Here is a 16,986-nt window from a genome sequence, read left to right as displayed (position 1 = left end):
AGCAAGTCATGAAGTTCACCGAAGCTGCCGGACCCAACCCGACCGATGCGATGCGGATATTGGGCCGTCCGACCGACCGGATCGAAGGACCGCTGAAGGTAACCGGCCGCGCGACCTATGCCGCCGAATTCGCGGTACCCGACCTGGTCTATGGCGTGATCGTCACGACCACGATCGCCAGCGGCCGGATCGCCGCGATCGACACCGCCGATGCGCTTGCCGCGCCGGGCGTGCGGGCGGTGGTGACGCACCAGAATGCCGGCCCCCTTGCGCTGGGCGACGATCAGAAGCTGCCAATGCTCGCCGGTCCGCAGGTGGATCAGTTCGGGCAGGCGGCGGCGCTGGTCGTGGCCGAAAGTTTCGAAGCAGCCCGTGCTGCCGCGCGACTGGTGCGGATCGACTATGCCGCCGACGACGGAGTCTTCGATCTGGCACGTGCGAAGGATGCTGCCGAGCACAGTTCCTCGCACGTCCATGGCGATTTCGACCGGGCCTTTGCCGACGCAGCCGTACAGGTCGACACGACCTATACCACCCCCGATCACGCCCATGCGATGATGGAGCCGCACGCCTCGATCGCGTCATGGGACGGCGACGAACTGACGCTGTGGACCGCGAACCAGATGGTCGACTGGGCCGCGCGGGACATGGCCAAGGTGCTGGGCATGCCGAAGGACAAGGTCCGGATCATCGCCCACCATATCGGCGGTGGCTTTGGCGGCAAGCTGTGGGTGCGCGCCGATGCGGTACTGGCGGCGGTTGCGGCGCGGCAAGTGGGACGGCCTGTCAAGGTCGTGCTGAGCAGGCCGCAGGTCTTCAACAACACGCCGCATCGCTCGGCGACGATCCAGCGGCTGCGACTTGGCGCGACCCGAGAGGGCCGGCTGACCGCGATCGGTCATGAAAGCTGGTCGGGCGACGTGGCGGGCGGCAGTCCCGAAGGGGCGGGCGCGCAGACCCGACAGCTGTATGCCGCGCCCCATCGCCGCGTCGACGAATGGCTCGCGACGCTGAACCTGCCCGAATCCAACGCCATGCGCGCGCCGGGCGAAGCGGTCGGCATGATGGCGATCGAGGCGGCGATGGACGAACTGGCCGAACAGCTGGCGATCGATCCGGTCGAGCTGCGCATCCTCAACGATACGCAGGTCGATCCCGAAAAGCCCGAACGGCGCTTCTCGCACCGCGACTTGATCGGCTGCCTGCGCGAAGGCGCCGAACGCTTCGGCTGGAGCGCACGGGCGGCGACGCCGGGCACGCGGCGCGATGGACGCTGGCTGGTCGGCATGGGCATGGCGGCGGCCTATCGCGGCAACATCGTGCTGAAATCCGCGGCGCGTGTCGGGGTTGGCGGCGACGGCCGCGTCACCGTCACGACCGACATGACCGACATCGGCACGGGCAGCTACACGATCCTCGCCCAGACCGCCGCCGAGATGCTGGGCGTCGAACTGGAACAGGTAACCGTCCGCCTGGGCGAGTCCAGCTTCCCGATTTCGGCCGGGTCGGGCGGGCAGTTCGGGGCGAACAGTTCGACCGCCGGCGTCTATGCCGCCTGTGTCGGGCTGCGCGACAAGATCGCCGAGGCGGCCGGCTTCGAACCCGCCACCGCGCGTTTTGCCGAGGGTCGGGTCTGGTCGGGCAACAAATCGGTGGCCTTGGGCGATGCCGTGGGCGGACAGGGGATCGAGGTCGAGGACCGGATCGAGTTCGGGAGCCTGACGAGAAAATACGTGCAAGCAACGTTCGGCGCGCATTTCGTCGAGATCGGCGTCGATGCCGACACTGCCGAGATCCGCGTGCGGCGGATGCTGGGCGTGTTCGGCGCCGGACGTATCCTCAACCCCAAATCGGCGCGTAACCAGATACTGGGCGCGATGACGATGGGTGTCGGCGCCGCACTGACCGAGGAGCTGGTGATCGACCCGCGGCTCGGCGGGTTCATCAATCACGACATGGCCGAATATCATCTGCCGACCCATGCCGATATCCCGCATCAGGAGGTCGTCTTCCTCGACGAGGAAGACCCGCTGTCGTCGCCGATGAAGGCGAAGGGGGTGGGCGAACTGGGCATTTGTGGCGTCGGTGCGGCGGTCGCCAACGCGGTCTTTAATGCGTGCGGAGTGCGGGTACGCGACTATCCGATCACCGTCGACAAGCTGCTGGCCGGGATGTAGCTTCGTTGGCGCAGCTTCAAACCGTTGCCAATCACGGATTTCGCAATCGCGCGACCGGAAAAGCTATTTTTGGCCAATGTAGAATTATCCGGCCGACAACGGGGATGGCGGAGTGGTTTATCGCGTCGATCGCTCTCGTTAATTGGTGAATTTCGCGCCGCCCTTATCGTTAATATTTTACTAATATTTCGGCCTGGCGCAAAAATATTGTTTTGTTGGAACCGCTTGGCGGATGCGCGGTTTTCCGCTTCGACCGTTCGGCCTGCCACATGGGGATCTCCAGGGCATTGCCGGACCGCATTCGCAAGGGGGAAATCATGCCAGGCAACAACACGCTCATCACCACAGCTGCGTCTTCCGTTCTCGTGTCGAACGGCACCAACGACGTCATCACCGGCTATGACATCGCCACCGCCTATGTCGTCAGCAACGGCGATGTCGGTGACGACACGATCCTGACGTTCCGCAAGAATGATTCGCTGATCAACTATCGCTCGATCGGCGACAGCGTCGACGCGGGCGAGAACGGGCTGATTGCCGTCGAAGGTACCAGCGGCGGCGACCAGTTGACCTTGGTCGGCGCCGATGGCGGGGTCGTCAACCTGCGCTATCTGGGGTCGAAGGATGGCGGCCATGCCTATGCCGACGCGTCGGTGCGGCTCGAGGGCTTTACCGAGGGCAAGGTCACCAACGACACGTTCGACGCATCGAAGGGAAGCTTTACCTTCTTCTACGACAATGCACTCGGCCTGAACCTCGGCTTCGATACGATCAACGGCTTCGGTGCCGACGACCGCATCGTCACGACGCGCCAGATCCTCGATAATGACGACAACGCCACGATCGGCTTCGGCAGCAATCAGGTGCTCGACCTGTCGGGCGAGGGCGGTCCGAAGTCGAGCGACTCGTTCCGCCATCCCGGTGGCCAGATCGACCTGAACGGGGTTGGCCACAACATGCTGTCGATCGACTTTCTGTACAAGGAAACGGTCAACGGCGTGACCTACTATCATTACGGCATCGACGGCTGATCCGACGCCTGCATTTTCCCGCTTTGCGCGGGGACATGCAGGCGCGACGTTCGCGCCGTCCGACAAGGTCGATATCTTTGTCGGACGGCGCATGCCGATTCAGCTATGTCGTGATCTGAAAGGTTGATGGGTCAGGCTAGGTCCGGTTCTGTCCCCCGCCACATCTATCGGCAGAGTCAGGGCGAAACGGGTGCCTTGTATCGCCTCGCGCAAGGCCAACGTCCCGTCATATGCCTCGACCAGCGACCGCGCGATTGGCAGGCCCAGCCCGGTGCCGCCCGCCTCTCGCTTGGTCGTGAAGAACGCTTCGAAGATCCGGTCGCGGTCGGCGGGCGCAATGCCACCCCCGTTATCGACCAGGTCGACGACCACATCGCCGTCGTCGACGCTGGCGGAAACGGTCACGATCGTAGCCCCTGCCTGCCGCGCATTGTCGATCAGCGTCATCAGCACCGCCTCCAGCGTTCGCGCGTCGATCGCCAGTCGCGGCAGCTGTTCGGGCAACGCAGTACGCACCCAAAAGTCGTCGGTCGCCAAGCCATCGGCGACCATCGCCAGCGCCGGCGGTAACGCCGTGCCCGACGTCGATCCCGGCTGGTGGAGATCGGCCTTGGCCAGTTCCATCAATCGCCGGACCAGTCGCGACAGCCGTTCGGCATCGTCCGCCATGTTGCGCAGGAACCGTCGTCGATCGGCGGGGCGCATCTCCGCCTCATGATCCTGCAACAGTTCGATCGCGCCGCTGATCCCGGCCAGCGGCGTCTTGAATTCATGACTGACCGACGACGCGAAATCGCGCAGGTACCGCGACCGTTTGTCGATGCTGTCAGCCATCGCCGCGAAGTCGCGGAACAGGTCGCGTATTTCGACGACCTGTAGCGAGGGCAGGTCGGTTGCCGCCGGGCGCCCCGATGCCAGCGTGCGCGTCGCGCGGCTCAACCGTTCGATCGGACGGACGATCGCGCGCGACAGGATCGCGGTAAGCATGACCAGCGCGCCGAAGATCAGCACGATACCGAGCACGATCTTGCCGCGATCCTCGTACATGCCCTCACACAACGGACGCGGCGAACGCGATACCAGCAACACGCCCTGCACCCGCCCGCCGACCATGATCGGCCGGGCATGGTACAGCCGCAGGTTCGACGCACGGCTGAGCCATTCGAAGGCATAGCGCGGCACCTGGCTGCCATTCTCGCGTAGCACCGTCGATGGTCGCCCGGACAGCGCCGACCGAATTTCGGGCAGTGACCGCAGCGAACGCCCCGCCTCGCCGCCACCCAGCAGCGTCCCATTGGCGTCGAGCATCAGGATCGACGACAGCGTCGTCCGCTGCGTTTCCGCGATCGCGGGAAACAGCCGCCGCGCAGTCGCGAGCGCAGCGGGCCGCGGCCCGATCGGCGTCGCAAGCGCGGCGGGGCGGGGCGGCAGGATCGGCGAGGCACGCAGGTCGACCTCGCTTTGCGGATCATAAGGACCGGGCGGAACGATGACGCGATGCGGCGCCAGGCGCGCACCCGGCCACAGCACCGCCGCGCTCGCCGCGAGCGCGGCACTTTGCGCGACCAGTTCCCCCTCGGTGCGGCGTACCAGCGCATTTTCGTACACGCGCAGGAACAGCGCGCCGAACCCGGGCAGCGCCGCGACCAGCAGCAGCGTGCTGAACAGGATCGTGCGCAGCCGCAGCACCGGCCAGTGCCGCGCGATCGCCGCCTTCGCCCGCGCGATCATGTCGCGGCGACCGGCTCCCGGCATCCGCCCAGCCGATAGCCGACCCCGGCGCGGGTCTCGATCAGGTCGGCGCAGCCTGCCTCGGCGAATTTGCGGCGCAGGTTACGGACATGGCTGTCGATCGTGCGGTCGGTGATCGCAAAGCCCGGACCGTGCAGCCGGTCGATGATCTGGTCGCGCGAAAAGATGCGCGATGGCATCGACGCCAGCGTGCGCAGGATGGTGAATTCGGTCACGGTCAGCGCGATCTCCTCGCCCATCCAATGCGCCGCCCAGCCTTCGCTGTCGATGCTGAGGCCACCATAGCGAAAACTCGCGACGCTCTCCGCCCGCGGCGGGTGCGCGGCGGTGCGGCGCAGGATCGCCATCGCGCGCGCCACGACCTCGCGTGGGGAAAAAGGCTTCACGACATAGTCGTCGCCGCCCAGTTCGATGCCCAGCACCCGGTCGATCTCATCGTCGCGCGACGACAGGAACAGGATCGGCAGGTCGCCTGCTGCGCGCAACCGGCGACAGACCTCCAGCCCGTCCATGCGCGGCATGTTGATATCGAGGACGATCAGGTCGGGCGGCTCGCGCGTCACGCTGGCCAGCGCTTCCTCGCCGTCGCCCGCCTCGCGCGTGGTCAGCCCCGCCTTGCCGAAGGCGAAGACCAGCAACTGGCGGATGTGCGGATCGTCGTCGACGATCAGGATCGAGCGCGGCATGGGGCACAGGATCATGGCCGCACCGCCACTGTCAACGACGGGGTGACCGGAGCGGACGGGGCAGGGGGCGGTTTGAGGCGACCGTCGCACATCCGGTCGCCGGCTGGCATCGGCAGCTTTGCGGGAAGATCGGGAAACGCCGCCCGCGCCGCTGCCAGCCGCCGCTCGCCCTGCCACGTCCATCCGCCATCGTGCATGCGCCCGTCGAGCGTGAACAGCACGGCGTTACGGACGTAGCGGACCCGGTCGCGCAATGCCGGCGCGATATCGGGCCGCTGCTCGAGTTCGATCAGCGCGGGCAATGACGAGTTGCCGAGCATTTGGAGATAACAGAGGTCGAGCGCCGCACCGCGGCCGCCGACATCAGCGGCATGACGTGCATTCCACGACGCGACGAATGCGGCGCTGTCGGTCAAGGCGAAGCCAGTGAGCACCAGTCCGGCGGCAAAGAGATTCGCGTTGATTAGCCACCCGGCGCTCCGCCCGCCGAGCAGTCGCCAGAGGATGACCACCAGCCCGTATCCGACCAGCGCCATCCACGCGAGCGCCGCGAGGCGCAGCCCGGTCAGCGAATAGGCTTCGACATAATCGATCGTGCGGAGCATCGACGACGCGACGAGGATCAGGTTCTGCCCGATCCATAGCCCGACCAGCCGGCGGATTGCGGGTATCGCGGCGGTCTGCGATCCCGGTCGCAACGTCACCAGCACGAACAGCGCGGCAAGCAGCGCGGTCGCGATCAGCGGGTAGGCACCGCGATGCGCATAATCGGCCAGCGTGATCCCCGCCGGCATCGGCACGCTGCCGCTTAGATAGGCGATATCCAACCCGTTCTGCACCGCGAACAGCAGGTTGAACGCGATCAGCGACCGTCGCACCGACGCGATCGTCACGCCGGGCAGTGGCAACTCGCCGCTACCGTCGAACGTGCCGATGATCGGCTGGATCGGTCGCGGGTGGAGCAAGCTCCATGCCGCAACCAGTATGACGATCCAGATCATGATGCGCACGGCATCCAGTTCCCAGAACCCCGGTCCGGTCAGCCGGTCGACCCATTGCGCCAACACCGGATTGGCGGCGACGAACAGCAGCAGGATGACCCCGCTGCCGATGACGGGCAGGGCGACACCGCGCAGCCCGTCCGACAGGTCGAACTGCCACCGCGATCGCGCGCGCCGGACCCTGCGCCAGCGGACCAGGTCGAGGACCGGCGCGACGACCGAACGCAGCGCATGTGCAAGCAAGCGCTGGAACCAGCGCCAGCCATCGTCGAACGTGCCGGTCGCAGGCAGCAACACCGTCATGCCCGCCGCGACCCAGTAGAGCGTCCATGACAACGGCCCGGGATCGCGCACCATCTGCAGGGCGAATGCGAACGCGGCGGCAGCCGCGACCCATGCCCGCCGGTCGCGCCAGATCGCCGGGCGACAGGCGATGGCGAGCAGCAACAGCGCCGCCAGCGCGAACCCGGTCTGCCCGCCATAGGCGCCGCGCTGGTAGAACAGGACGTCACCCGCCGCCACCACGGCGATGGCGGCGACAATGCTCCAGACGAAGCGGCGTTTGCGGGGAAGGGCGATATCCATGGCAGTCTCCGGTTGATCCGGGACGGGGATGCACCCTGCTGCTGTACGGCGCGTGGTCAGGACGGTGCGGATACCGGCTTCAGTTGGTGCAGATTTCGTGCAGGGCGGCGGTTGCCTTTTAACTTGCGTCTCGGCAACCGAGGCCGATGCAAGATGCCGCCGATCTCGAAACGAACATGCTCGGCCCGGTACTGGCCGATCGGTCGTGCGGCGATTGCACCGCCTGCTGTACGGTGCTGCAGGTCGCTTCGCCCGATTTCGCCAAGCCGGCAGGCGTGCCGTGCAAGCATCTGACCGCGGCGGGTTGCGGCATCCATGCGATCCGGCCGCATATCTGCCGCAGCTGGTTCTGCGTGTGGCGGCGCGAGGCGGACCTGCCTGAAGCGGCGCGCCCGGATCGCTCAGGGTTGCTGATTTCGATCAGTTTCGTACCCGAACCGCAAAATTGCTTCGAAGGCGTGTCGATCAACGTCCGCCTGCTGGCGGGCAGCGATGCGATCGCCAACGGCATGGCCGCTCGGGTCCTCGACGTATTGTGCGAATATCTGATCCCCGTCTGGTTCAGCGACGGCGACGAAAAGATGCTGATGCACCCGAGCCCCGACGTCGCGCGGCTGGTCCTGTCGGGTACGCCGGCCCCGACAGCGTTGCACGACGAAGTCGCGGCGTGGCGCGAACAATATGGGATGTTCGCGCCACGCCGGTGACGGGGGTGACGGCAACCGTCAGATTTGCGAGTAGCGCGTCGGGCTCAGAATCTGGTTGTCGATGCCGCTGACGGTTTCCGCCAGCCCCGGCATCGCGATCAACCGCTGCCAAGCCGGGTCCGCCCCGAACGCCTTCCACGCACGGTCGCGTGCGGCAAGATCTGCAAAGGTCAGCAGATAGGTCAGGCTGGGCAGCCGCGTGCCGGTCAGGTCCTGTGCGAAGAATACCGGGATCAGGCCGGTCCGGCGGAAAATCTCGATCTCGCCGCCGCCTTCGAACATCCCGATCTTCGCAGTACCTGCCTGTTCGCTATGGCTGTGATAGGTGCGCAGTTCGAAGATGCGACCCTCCTTGCCGGCCGGCACCTCGACGCGCGGGAACTGGCCGAACGCCCGCATCAGCTTTACGTCGAGCGCGACATAGGGCGGATCGGAGGGCGTCGCCGCGGTAAAGGCGGCGGCGGCCTGTCGGTATGCCGTATCGGCGGCGAGCTTGTCGGGCAGGGCCACCATATCGGCGACCGACCGATGCGGGATCAGCAGCTGGACGCTGGGGCTGCCCGGACCGATCGCCACGCCGAACGCCCCCACCGGGCCGGTGCCTGCACGGCGCGCGGCCGGGATGAAGGCGCGCTCGAGATAATCGTCGAGACGTCGCCGCATCGGACCGTCCGTCAGATGGTAGGTGCGCAGCTCGTAGATTTCCGGCGCCGTCGTGGCACGCATCTGCGCACCAGCTTCACCGCTGGCCACCACCACCCCCGCGGTCGCCGCTCCAGCCAGAATCGCTCGCCGGTTCGTCATCAATGTCATCGTTTCCTCGCCTAAATATTTCAAATGCAAGGAAGTCGATGCAGCGACGCCCGTCAATTCATTTGATCGATCGCCCTGCTACGTCGATCGCCTTGCCAACCGTCGGACCCTTCGGCCTTTCCGATACCGGACCCGCGTCGCCGGCCAAACTCGTTTCCGCTGGACTATTCGTCTGCTCAAGTGCAGTAAAACTACAGTATCGACGACTAAGAAATCTTCGATTCGGTTTGCGAAGGTAAGTTATACTCCATTTGAAGTAATATATTTACTGCGTAGCCTGTGCATAACTGTGCGTCCGCAAGTATCGCGGCGATGCGTCTTGTCGCATCGTCGGGAAGGGAGGCTCCATGGCAACACGAAACCCGCACCGTCTGTCGCAATCCGGGCCGATCGGTCCGGGAAGCGCGTTTCCCGAATGGTTCGAGGATGGAAACGGGATCCGGCTGGAACTGGTCACCCGGCCCGACCCGATGGCTCCCGCGATCGGCGAATTGCAGACGCCGGCTGCTCCCGTGACCTTCCCGCACAACTTTCCTGAGGAAGCCTTCTATTTCATGGCCGAGGCACGACTGAAGGTCGGCGGGCATGGCGAGATCGGACGCGCGCGTGTCATCATGGCGTTGGAGGCGGCGTTCGGCGGCGATGGCGAGCAGGAGGCGGTCCCCGGCGTCGCCAACCCCGCCATCGTCTTTTCTCGGCTGCGCGTCCGGATCGACGATGTGGTCCCCGGCGCAACCTATGTCGTGCGGCATCCCTATGGCGAGACCAAGGAACTGGAGGCGGACGAGGGCGGCCGGGTATTCTATACCTGCGACCTTGGCATTTGCGAGCACGACCCGGCGCGGGTGCTGACCTCCGGAGAGATCGCGCCGTTCCTCGTCTGGTCGGGCGTGCAGCCGCCGAACCATATCGGCGACGGCATTACCGAACATGCCGTCGTCGGCGGCCCGTTCCGCAATCATGTCGAGATCGACGGCCCCGGCATCGAACAGGGCAGCGCCGACGCCGCCGGCCCCGATCGCGTCGCGAAGGCGCTGTTCACCGTCCAGGGCCGCCGTGCCGGCACCGGCGACAGCCTGCCGCCGCCCCCGCCCGGCGGACCGGTCGCGTTCCAGATATTGGGCGCGGACTATCGGTCCTCGCGCTCGCAGTTCCGGGTGCGCGGACAGTTGTTGCCGGTCTCGATCGCGGACGGTGCCGGCGGGTTCCAGTCTGACCGGGTCGACGTGACCTTTGCCGGGGAGGCGCTGGGCAGCGGCTTTCCGGACGCGACCGGCGCGTGGGAGGTGCGCAGGACGCTGGTCGGTCCCGGCAAGCCGGTCCCGGGGCCGGCGTCGCGGCTGCAGATCACGACTGCCTCGGGCAAGGCCGCCAATCCGCTGCTGCGCATCCGCAAATGAACGGGAGCCATCATGTCCTATAAGCTGACCGGCGATTTCGTCGAATGTTGCGACTGTTTCACCGTCTGCCCCTGCTGGGTCAACGATGTGCCCGACGAGGACCATTGCAGCGGTCTGTACCTATGGTCTTTCGCCGATGGCTCGCAGATCGACGGCATTCCGGTCGGCGGGATGCACGTCGCGGCGGCGGCCTTTCACGCGGTCCGCAGCCGGGGGCAGGCGATCTTCTTTATCGACGCGGGCAAGAACGCGGCGGCGTTCGAAGCGCTGCGCAAGGCGTTTTCGGGCTTGGACGCGCTGGGCAAGCTCCTCGGCGATATTCTCGACGTCCGGGAAGCGACGATCACCTCTACGTTCGATCAGAAGGACTTCGTTGTCGAGGTGATCGTCGAAAAGCGTCGGATCGCCAAGGCGGAAGGAGAGGACAAGAAGTTCGCGGAGGCAGACGCACCGATGACGCTGCGCAACGCGGCGCTCACCGACGAACTGGGTATCGGGCCGGGCGAGGTGCGGGTTCAGACAATGGGCGACCTGACGGTCGACGTCGCAGCCCTGCCCGGCGGCCCGCTCTATCTTCGCGGACGCTCGGGCATGCGCGGCAAATTCTGCTATGAGCTGCAACCTGCCGACAGCAACGACAAGCCACAAGCCGTGCCGGCATCGGTCTGACGATGCTCGAGACCGTCCGCGACCCGATCGGCTCGATCCGCCTCGCGTTGTCGGTACTGGGCGCGGCTGTGCTGGGCTGGATCGGCGTCATCGCGCTGCACGCCGGACTGATGACCGCGCCGATCTCACCGACGCTGGCCGCGCTGCCGGTCGAACTGCGCGGTCTGGTCCGTTTTTGCGGCCACGCCCCCGACCTTGCCGGAACCGGCTTTTTCAACTGGATGCTCGGCTGGGCGCTGATGGTGATCGCGATGATGCTGCCGCCGGCGCTGCCGCTGCTGCGCGCAGGGTTGCGGTTACTCGCGGGGCATGGCGACGGGCGCCGGGCGCTGCTGGCGATGCTTGGCGCCTTCGTCGCGATCTGGATCGCCGCCGGTGCCGTGCTGTTCGCCGGGGGGACGCTGCTGCGCGCCGGGTTGCGGCTGCTACCGATCGGGATGCAGCGCGCCGACCTCGCCAGCGGGCTTGCCGCGATCGCGGCGGGTCTGTTCCAATTCTCGTCGCTCAAGATGGCGTGCATGGATGCATGTCGCAGTCCGACCGCGCTCATGATGCTGCGCTGGCAGGATGCGCGGCCGCTCCCCTCTTCGTTCGATGTCGGTGCCCGCTACGGCGTCATCTGCGTCGGCTGTTGCTGGGCGACGATGCTGCTGGCGGTGCTGGTCGGGGCGCTGATGCTGCCGATCATGGTGGCGGCGGCGCTGTTCATGACGCTCGAGCGGTTGCTGCCATCGACCCGGCGGCTGATCCCGATCCAGGCCGGCTTCGCCATCGCGATCGGCATGCTGCTGCTGACGGGGGCCGTTCCACCCGCCTTTTTCTGATGCTTTGAGGAGACCGATCATGGCGCGCACCTTCCGCATCGCCGCAATCTCCGTTCCGGTGGTCTATACGCCGGAGGGCGATCATGATCCCAACGGCATGGTCTTCATGCCGCAGGCGCTGGTCCCGCTGCTCAAATGGTGCCGCGACCTGTGGTATGACGGCAAGCCGGGCGCGGAAGAGGGGCCGGAGACGCTACCGCGCCTGCATCACCGTCGCCAGCGGGCACGGCTGGTCATCGACCTGCTCGAACGACTGGATCGCATGGTCGAGCGGCTGCAAGTCGGTACGCCGGAGGATCAGGCGCTGCTGGCCCGGACCATCGCGCGCGAGCTTCTCGGGGAGGTTGATGCCGGCCACCATTATCTGAGCGATCCGCACCACGAACCCGACGACCAGCGCCGTTATCATGCCACCGACCGCGATCGCGCGGTCCGGATGAATTTCGAACGGACGCTGGCGGAACTCACCATCGCGCTGACCGACCTGCAACGCACCGGCGGGCTGCCGCAATGGGACGCGACCGACGATCGCTACGATCCGGTCGAGCGGCGCGGCGTGCAAAGCGCGCTTGCCGACGCGGAGGAGCGGGCCGTCCCCCGGCCAGTGCGCCTCGCGAGCCTGACCGCTCGACAACGCGACGATCTGCGCGAACACTGGTTGGTGCAGGAAAAGATCATCGACGATGCGATCGATGCCTGGTTCGTCCGGCATGATACCACCGTCTATAACAAAGCGCTGAGGGCGGCGGCCAAGGCGGGCGACGTCGATCTGCAATGGCTTCCCCGGCTGATCTTCAACGATCACGTCCCCGAAGGACCGGGCGGAGCAGGTGCAACCGCCGGACCCATCAAACCTCGCGGTCCCTGTAATCGCTTCAACCCGCTCAAGCCGATCCCGATGCTCCGCCCGCTGGTGTTGCGCGGTTGCGTCGGCGACCCTGTCACCATCGAACTCAACAACGAGCTGAGCTACCGCACCATCGACCTGTTCATACAAGGTCACGCCACCGGCCCAGCGATCGTCGACCCGGGTCAGTCGGTTTCGATCGGGCTGAAACTCGGCGCGGAAGGCGTATGGCCGATCAACGATATCGCCGATGTCCGCGGCAACGAGAACGGCACCAACGTCCACGGCCTGTTCGGCGCGCTGATCGCCGAGCCGGCTGGCACTCGATGGCTCGATCCGGAAACCGGCGATCCCATTACCGATAGTCCTTGGGCCGCATTACTCGACGTTATCATCGATCCGGAAACGCGGACCCCGAATATCGGCGACCATCCCTATATCGACCTTGAGACCGACCGCAAGAATGTTGGTGAGAAACGGGACGACGATAGTTTGGAGCGGCCGGACGGCGTAAAGCGCTGCTTCCGCGAGTTCTGCGTCTTCATCCACGACGAACCCGAAATCCATTCGGGCCTGCACACGGTCGGTGACCATTCGCTGATGCCGTTGTCCTACCGTGCCGCACCGATGCACAATCGCCTGCCGCACCGGATGCGCGAGCTGGTCCACCAGACACCCGCCAAGCCGGACGAACTTGGGCCGAAAATCGATCTCAGGGCATTCGGCTGGGAGTTGTCCGAGGAACTGGACGAGGTGTTCCTGACGGCGCGGACGAAGGACGGCAAATGGCTCGAAAAGATCGCGGGCGAGGAGCAGCATCATAGCAGCTGGCTGTTCGGCGACCCGGCCACCCATGTGCAGCGCGCCTATGCCGGCGATCCCTGCCGCGTCCGGCTGATCCATGCCGGCGTCAAGGAAACGCACGTCTATCACCTTCACGTGCATGAATGGCGCGCGGTCGCCAGCGACATCGCACCCCCGTCGGTACCTGTCGCCGCCGCCTATGCGCCGGGAACGGGTGCGCCAACCGGCAAGGGTTCACAACTGCTCGATTCGATCACGATCAGCCCGCAGACGGCTATGACGATCGATCCCCTGTTCGGCTCGGGCAGCCGCCAGCATGCGATCGGCGATATCGTTTGGCACTGCCACCTCTATCCGCATTTCCATCACGGCATGTGGGGCCTGTGGCGCAGCTACGACCGGTTGGTCGACGGCAAGCGAGCCTATCCCGACGGCAGCTATTGCCCGCCGCTAGTCCGCCTGCCGGACCGCGATGCTCCGCCTGCTTCGACCAACGAACAACCCGGCTTTCCCTGGTTCGTCGGCGGCACCTACCCGGCCAAGTCGCCGCCGCCGCCGGCTGCAAAGCGTCGGCATCGCAACGGTCGCCGGATACTGCTGCAAATGCCCGACGCTACCAAGCTTGAGCGAGCGGCGATGGCCGAAGGCTGTCGTAAAGGCCAGTCGCCCGGCGCGCTGTTCGTCGATCTGGACGCCCGCGCGCGCGACTGGAACGCGGCTGCCGGTCTGCCGCCACCGCGCAAGATCAGCTACGATATCGAGGTCCGCCACGACCCGATCGCCTACAATGTCGATGGCTGGTACGACCCGCGCGGGCATCATTACCGCCTGATGAAGGCGACGATCGAGGAGAAGGACGAAGACGGCAACACGGTCGTGCGAACGGAAAACTTCCCGCACGATCCTAAAGCCAATCCCGAGCCGATCTTCCCCCGCGCGAATCACGGCGATATCGTCGAATGGCGCCAGCACAACGTCCTGCCCGCCTTCAACGCGGACCAGTATGATTTCGCGCAATTGCCGGTCGAATGCGGCCTGCACGTCCACCTCGTCAAGTTCGACGTGCTGGCAGCGGACGGTTCCTCGACCGGCTGGAACTATCTGTCGGGCGCCAGCGCACCGCAGGCGGTGGGCGCCAATGGTCCGGGCGAGATGCGCAACGTCAGCCTGCATCGCTGGGTAGTCGACGAGGAATTCGGCCCCTGTTTCTTTCACGACCATCTGCTCGCCAATTTCCGGCAGCGGCGGGGGCTGTTCTCGGCGCTGATGGTGCAGCCGCACGGGTCGAAGTGGTGGCGTCACGGCGACCGCAAAGAGACGGCATGGAGCGAGGCGCAGGCGGTCATCGAGTTGCCCGAGGACAGCAAGCTGGCGTCCTATCGCGAGGCCTGTCTGGCCGTCGCCGACTATGTCCCGTTGCTCAACCGCCATGGCAAGGCGCTGAACCCGCCGCCGATCCTGTCGGGGATGAGCGACCCGGGGGTCATGGGCGTCAATTATCGCTGCGCCCCGCTACGTTTTCGCGGCAACGACCCGTCGGCGTGGTTCAGCTCCGCCGTGCGCGACAAGCAGAATTTTGCCGGCGCCGAGGGCGATCCCGATACGCCGATCATCCTTACCTACCCCGGCGAACGGCTCCGCATCCGGTTGTTGCAGGGGTCGCACGAGGAACAGCACAGCTTCACCGCCCACGGCCTGCGCTGGCGACGCGACTGGGGCAATGGGAAGGCGCCACTGGTCAACCAGCAGACGCTCGGCATTTCGGAGGCGTTCACCCTCGATATCAACCCGGCCGACGCGTCGGCCTATGGAATGGGGGATCATCTCTGGCATTTCGGCACGCTCGACGACCTCTGGCTCGGCAATTGGGGCCTCGTCCGCGTCCTGCCGCCGACGCCGGAAAATAAGGACACCTTCCCGCTGCTGCCCGCACTCAAGGGCTGCGCGCCGGCTGCGGAGGCGACGGCGCCGCTCGTTCCCGACCGCAATACCGAGCGCGTCTATGTCGTGGCGGCGCAGCGCCACGAGCATGGCTATGTCGGCGACGTCCTGACCGATCCATGGGGACTGATCTACCGCGCGATCCCGTGCAGCCGCACCGAGGTGGAGCAGGCGATCGAAGAGGAACTGAAGATCGAGCAGGACAGGGGAAGCAAGGCGGCTGTCGCTTCCGATAATAACTCCGCTTCCGCTCCAAAGGGTTTCGAGGCGTTGCTGGCGAAGCAGCCTGCGCCGACTACGACGGAGCCACTGGTCCTGCGCGCGCTGGCCGGCGAATGGGTCTGCGTCCTCCTGGTCAACGACATTCTCGAAGCGGACGACGACGATCGCAATCGTCGGCGGCGCGGCCAGCAGCCCTTCGGCACCGAAGCATCGCGCGCGCGGGTGCCGGTCGAGCATCGCGACCGCTTCGGCCATCCCGACCGGCGGACGGTCAGCCCGCGTGCCTCGCTGCACGCCGCGCTCCTCCGGTACGACGTGACGGCGGACGATGGTAGCTATGTCGGACGCAATCCCGATACCACCGTCGCGGCGCGGCGGCAGCGCGACGATGCGCACGGCATGCACGGCGGCAATCTCCAGCCGCCCGACGCCGACACCCTTGCGGTGGGCGGCGTCGTGACCCGTGCCGATCACACCGGGCGGCGCAATTGGCGCGAATATTGGTGGTGGGCCGACAACAAGCTCGCACCGAAGGAAGCTACCGATCATGACCTCGGGCAGGTCTGCTATCTTCATGACATGGCCGACATTCGCCACCACCGCCATCACGGACTGATCGGCGCTCTCGTCGTGCTGCCCCCCGATTTACGTCCCTATGCGCCGGGTTCGAACAGTTCGGAGCCGGACGGCTGGACCAGCTTCGCGGCGGACCTCAAGAAGGGCGGCCAGCTTTTCGCACGCGAGACCTTCTGGTTCATGCAGGACGGATTGCGCTTCTTCGTCAACGGCAGCCATCATGCGCCGATGCCCGACGTCGAACCGGGGCTCGACCCGGTCGATTGCGGACAGAAAGCGGTCAATTATCAGGCCTATCCGGTCCATTCGGGCAGGATCGCGCAATCGGGCCCGTTGGTGCCGCACCCGATCCTCGAAGCCGATGCGGGCGACCGTGTGGTGCTGCGCGTCCTCGGCGCGAACGACAAGCCGCGCCAGCATGGCATCGTCGTCCACGGTGCCATCCTCCGATCGGCATCCTGGGTGCTGAACAGTCCGCAGGTCGGCGCCCTGTCCGGCATCGCCCCCTGCCGCGCGGAGAATCTCATCTTCACCTTGGGCCCCCCCGGCGACCACCCTGTCCGGCCCGGCAGTTTCCTGTGGGCGACCCAGCAGGGCATGTGGGCGCGCATCCGGTCACGTTAACGCACCCTGCCTGATTGACGGTGATCCGCGCCCATCAGTTACTTTTCCCTCTCCCGGCGGGAGAGGGAGGGAGCGGCGCAGCCGCGGACGGGTTAAGGCGATCCCAGCCGGTCGAGTTCGGTTCCAGATATTGTGGGCGGTCCCGGTACTTAGATTGCCGCTCGAAATATATTCTTCTCATCATATGCTATGCCTGATAACTGCTGAACCGGACGGACCGGGCGCGACAGCGGCCGGGCCGATGGGAAAGAGCCGACGATCGGTCGGCCAGCCTTGCAGGGGGAGGTTGCCGTGCCAGGTCCTCGGACTCGTTCCGCGCGCATCAGC

General features: G+C 66.0%; 11 protein-coding genes. 7 read left to right on the top strand and 4 right to left on the bottom strand.

Annotated features, from left to right (window positions below; translation table 11 throughout):
• The first annotated feature begins 8 nt into the window (after window positions 1–8).
• Window positions 9–2,177, top strand: a complete 2,169-nt coding sequence (locus MF607_RS01085) for a xanthine dehydrogenase family protein molybdopterin-binding subunit (RefSeq protein ID WP_242115555.1) — start codon at window positions 9–11, stop codon at window positions 2,175–2,177.
• A 317-nt stretch (window positions 2,178–2,494) separates the two neighbouring features.
• Window positions 2,495–3,208 carry a hypothetical protein gene (locus tag MF607_RS01080; RefSeq protein WP_242115554.1) on the top strand — a complete coding sequence of 238 codons (714 nt, stop codon included), beginning with the start codon at window positions 2,495–2,497 and terminating at the stop codon, window positions 3,206–3,208.
• Window positions 3,209–3,307: 99 nt separating this feature from the next.
• Here the strand turns inward: MF607_RS01080 and MF607_RS01075 are convergent, their stop codons facing one another.
• Genes MF607_RS01075 through MF607_RS01065 form a run of 3 tightly spaced genes read right to left on the bottom strand, consistent with a single transcriptional unit; the run spans window position 3,308 to window position 7,232 of the window.
• Window positions 3,308–4,963, bottom strand: coding sequence for a sensor histidine kinase (locus MF607_RS01075; RefSeq protein ID WP_242115553.1), 1,656 nt, complete (start codon window positions 4,961–4,963; stop codon window positions 3,308–3,310).
• Window positions 4,936–5,646: a response regulator transcription factor gene (locus MF607_RS01070; RefSeq protein WP_242115552.1), complete on the bottom strand. Its 711-nt coding sequence runs from the start codon at window positions 5,644–5,646 to the stop codon at window positions 4,936–4,938. Before MF607_RS01070 ends, MF607_RS01075 begins: the two co-directional genes overlap by 28 nt.
• An 11-nt stretch (window positions 5,647–5,657) precedes the next feature.
• Window positions 5,658–7,232 carry a DUF4153 domain-containing protein gene (locus MF607_RS01065; protein WP_242115551.1) on the bottom strand — a complete coding sequence of 525 codons (1,575 nt, stop codon included), beginning with the start codon at window positions 7,230–7,232 and terminating at the stop codon, window positions 5,658–5,660.
• A gap of 146 nt (window positions 7,233–7,378) precedes the next feature.
• Here MF607_RS01065 and MF607_RS01060 point away from each other — a divergent pair, with 146 nt between their 5' ends.
• Window positions 7,379–7,939, top strand: a complete 561-nt coding sequence (locus tag MF607_RS01060) for a YkgJ family cysteine cluster protein (protein ID WP_242115550.1) — start codon at window positions 7,379–7,381, stop codon at window positions 7,937–7,939.
• 18 nt (window positions 7,940–7,957) lie between these two features.
• On the opposite strand, the gene MF607_RS01055 is transcribed toward MF607_RS01060, so the two are convergent.
• Window positions 7,958–8,743, bottom strand: coding sequence for an NIPSNAP family protein (locus tag MF607_RS01055; RefSeq protein ID WP_242115549.1), 786 nt, complete (start codon window positions 8,741–8,743; stop codon window positions 7,958–7,960).
• A gap of 356 nt (window positions 8,744–9,099) precedes the next feature.
• Between MF607_RS01055 and MF607_RS01050 the strand changes: the two genes are divergently transcribed.
• Genes MF607_RS01050 through MF607_RS01035 form a run of 4 tightly spaced genes read left to right on the top strand, consistent with a single transcriptional unit; the run spans window position 9,100 to window position 16,659 of the window.
• Window positions 9,100–10,152 carry a hypothetical protein gene (locus MF607_RS01050; protein WP_242115548.1) on the top strand — a complete coding sequence of 351 codons (1,053 nt, stop codon included), beginning with the start codon at window positions 9,100–9,102 and terminating at the stop codon, window positions 10,150–10,152.
• A 12-nt stretch (window positions 10,153–10,164) separates the two neighbouring features.
• Window positions 10,165–10,821 (top strand): DUF1326 domain-containing protein, encoded by a 657-nt coding sequence (locus MF607_RS01045; protein ID WP_242115547.1) that lies wholly within the window; start codon window positions 10,165–10,167, stop codon window positions 10,819–10,821.
• 2 nt (window positions 10,822–10,823) lie between these two features.
• Window positions 10,824–11,645 carry a DUF2182 domain-containing protein gene (locus tag MF607_RS01040; protein ID WP_242115546.1) on the top strand — a complete coding sequence of 274 codons (822 nt, stop codon included), beginning with the start codon at window positions 10,824–10,826 and terminating at the stop codon, window positions 11,643–11,645.
• A 19-nt stretch (window positions 11,646–11,664) separates the two neighbouring features.
• Window positions 11,665–16,659 (top strand): multicopper oxidase domain-containing protein, encoded by a 4,995-nt coding sequence (locus MF607_RS01035; RefSeq protein ID WP_242115545.1) that lies wholly within the window; start codon window positions 11,665–11,667, stop codon window positions 16,657–16,659.
• Window positions 16,660–16,986: the final 327 nt, after the last annotated feature.

It is taken from the genome of Sphingomonas lacusdianchii, from assembly GCF_022664395.1.
Classification (GTDB): domain Bacteria; phylum Pseudomonadota; class Alphaproteobacteria; order Sphingomonadales; family Sphingomonadaceae; genus Sphingomonas; species Sphingomonas lacusdianchii.
The sequence above is the reverse complement of the archived record's forward strand: the minus strand, read 5'-3'. Positions and strand labels throughout refer to the sequence as shown.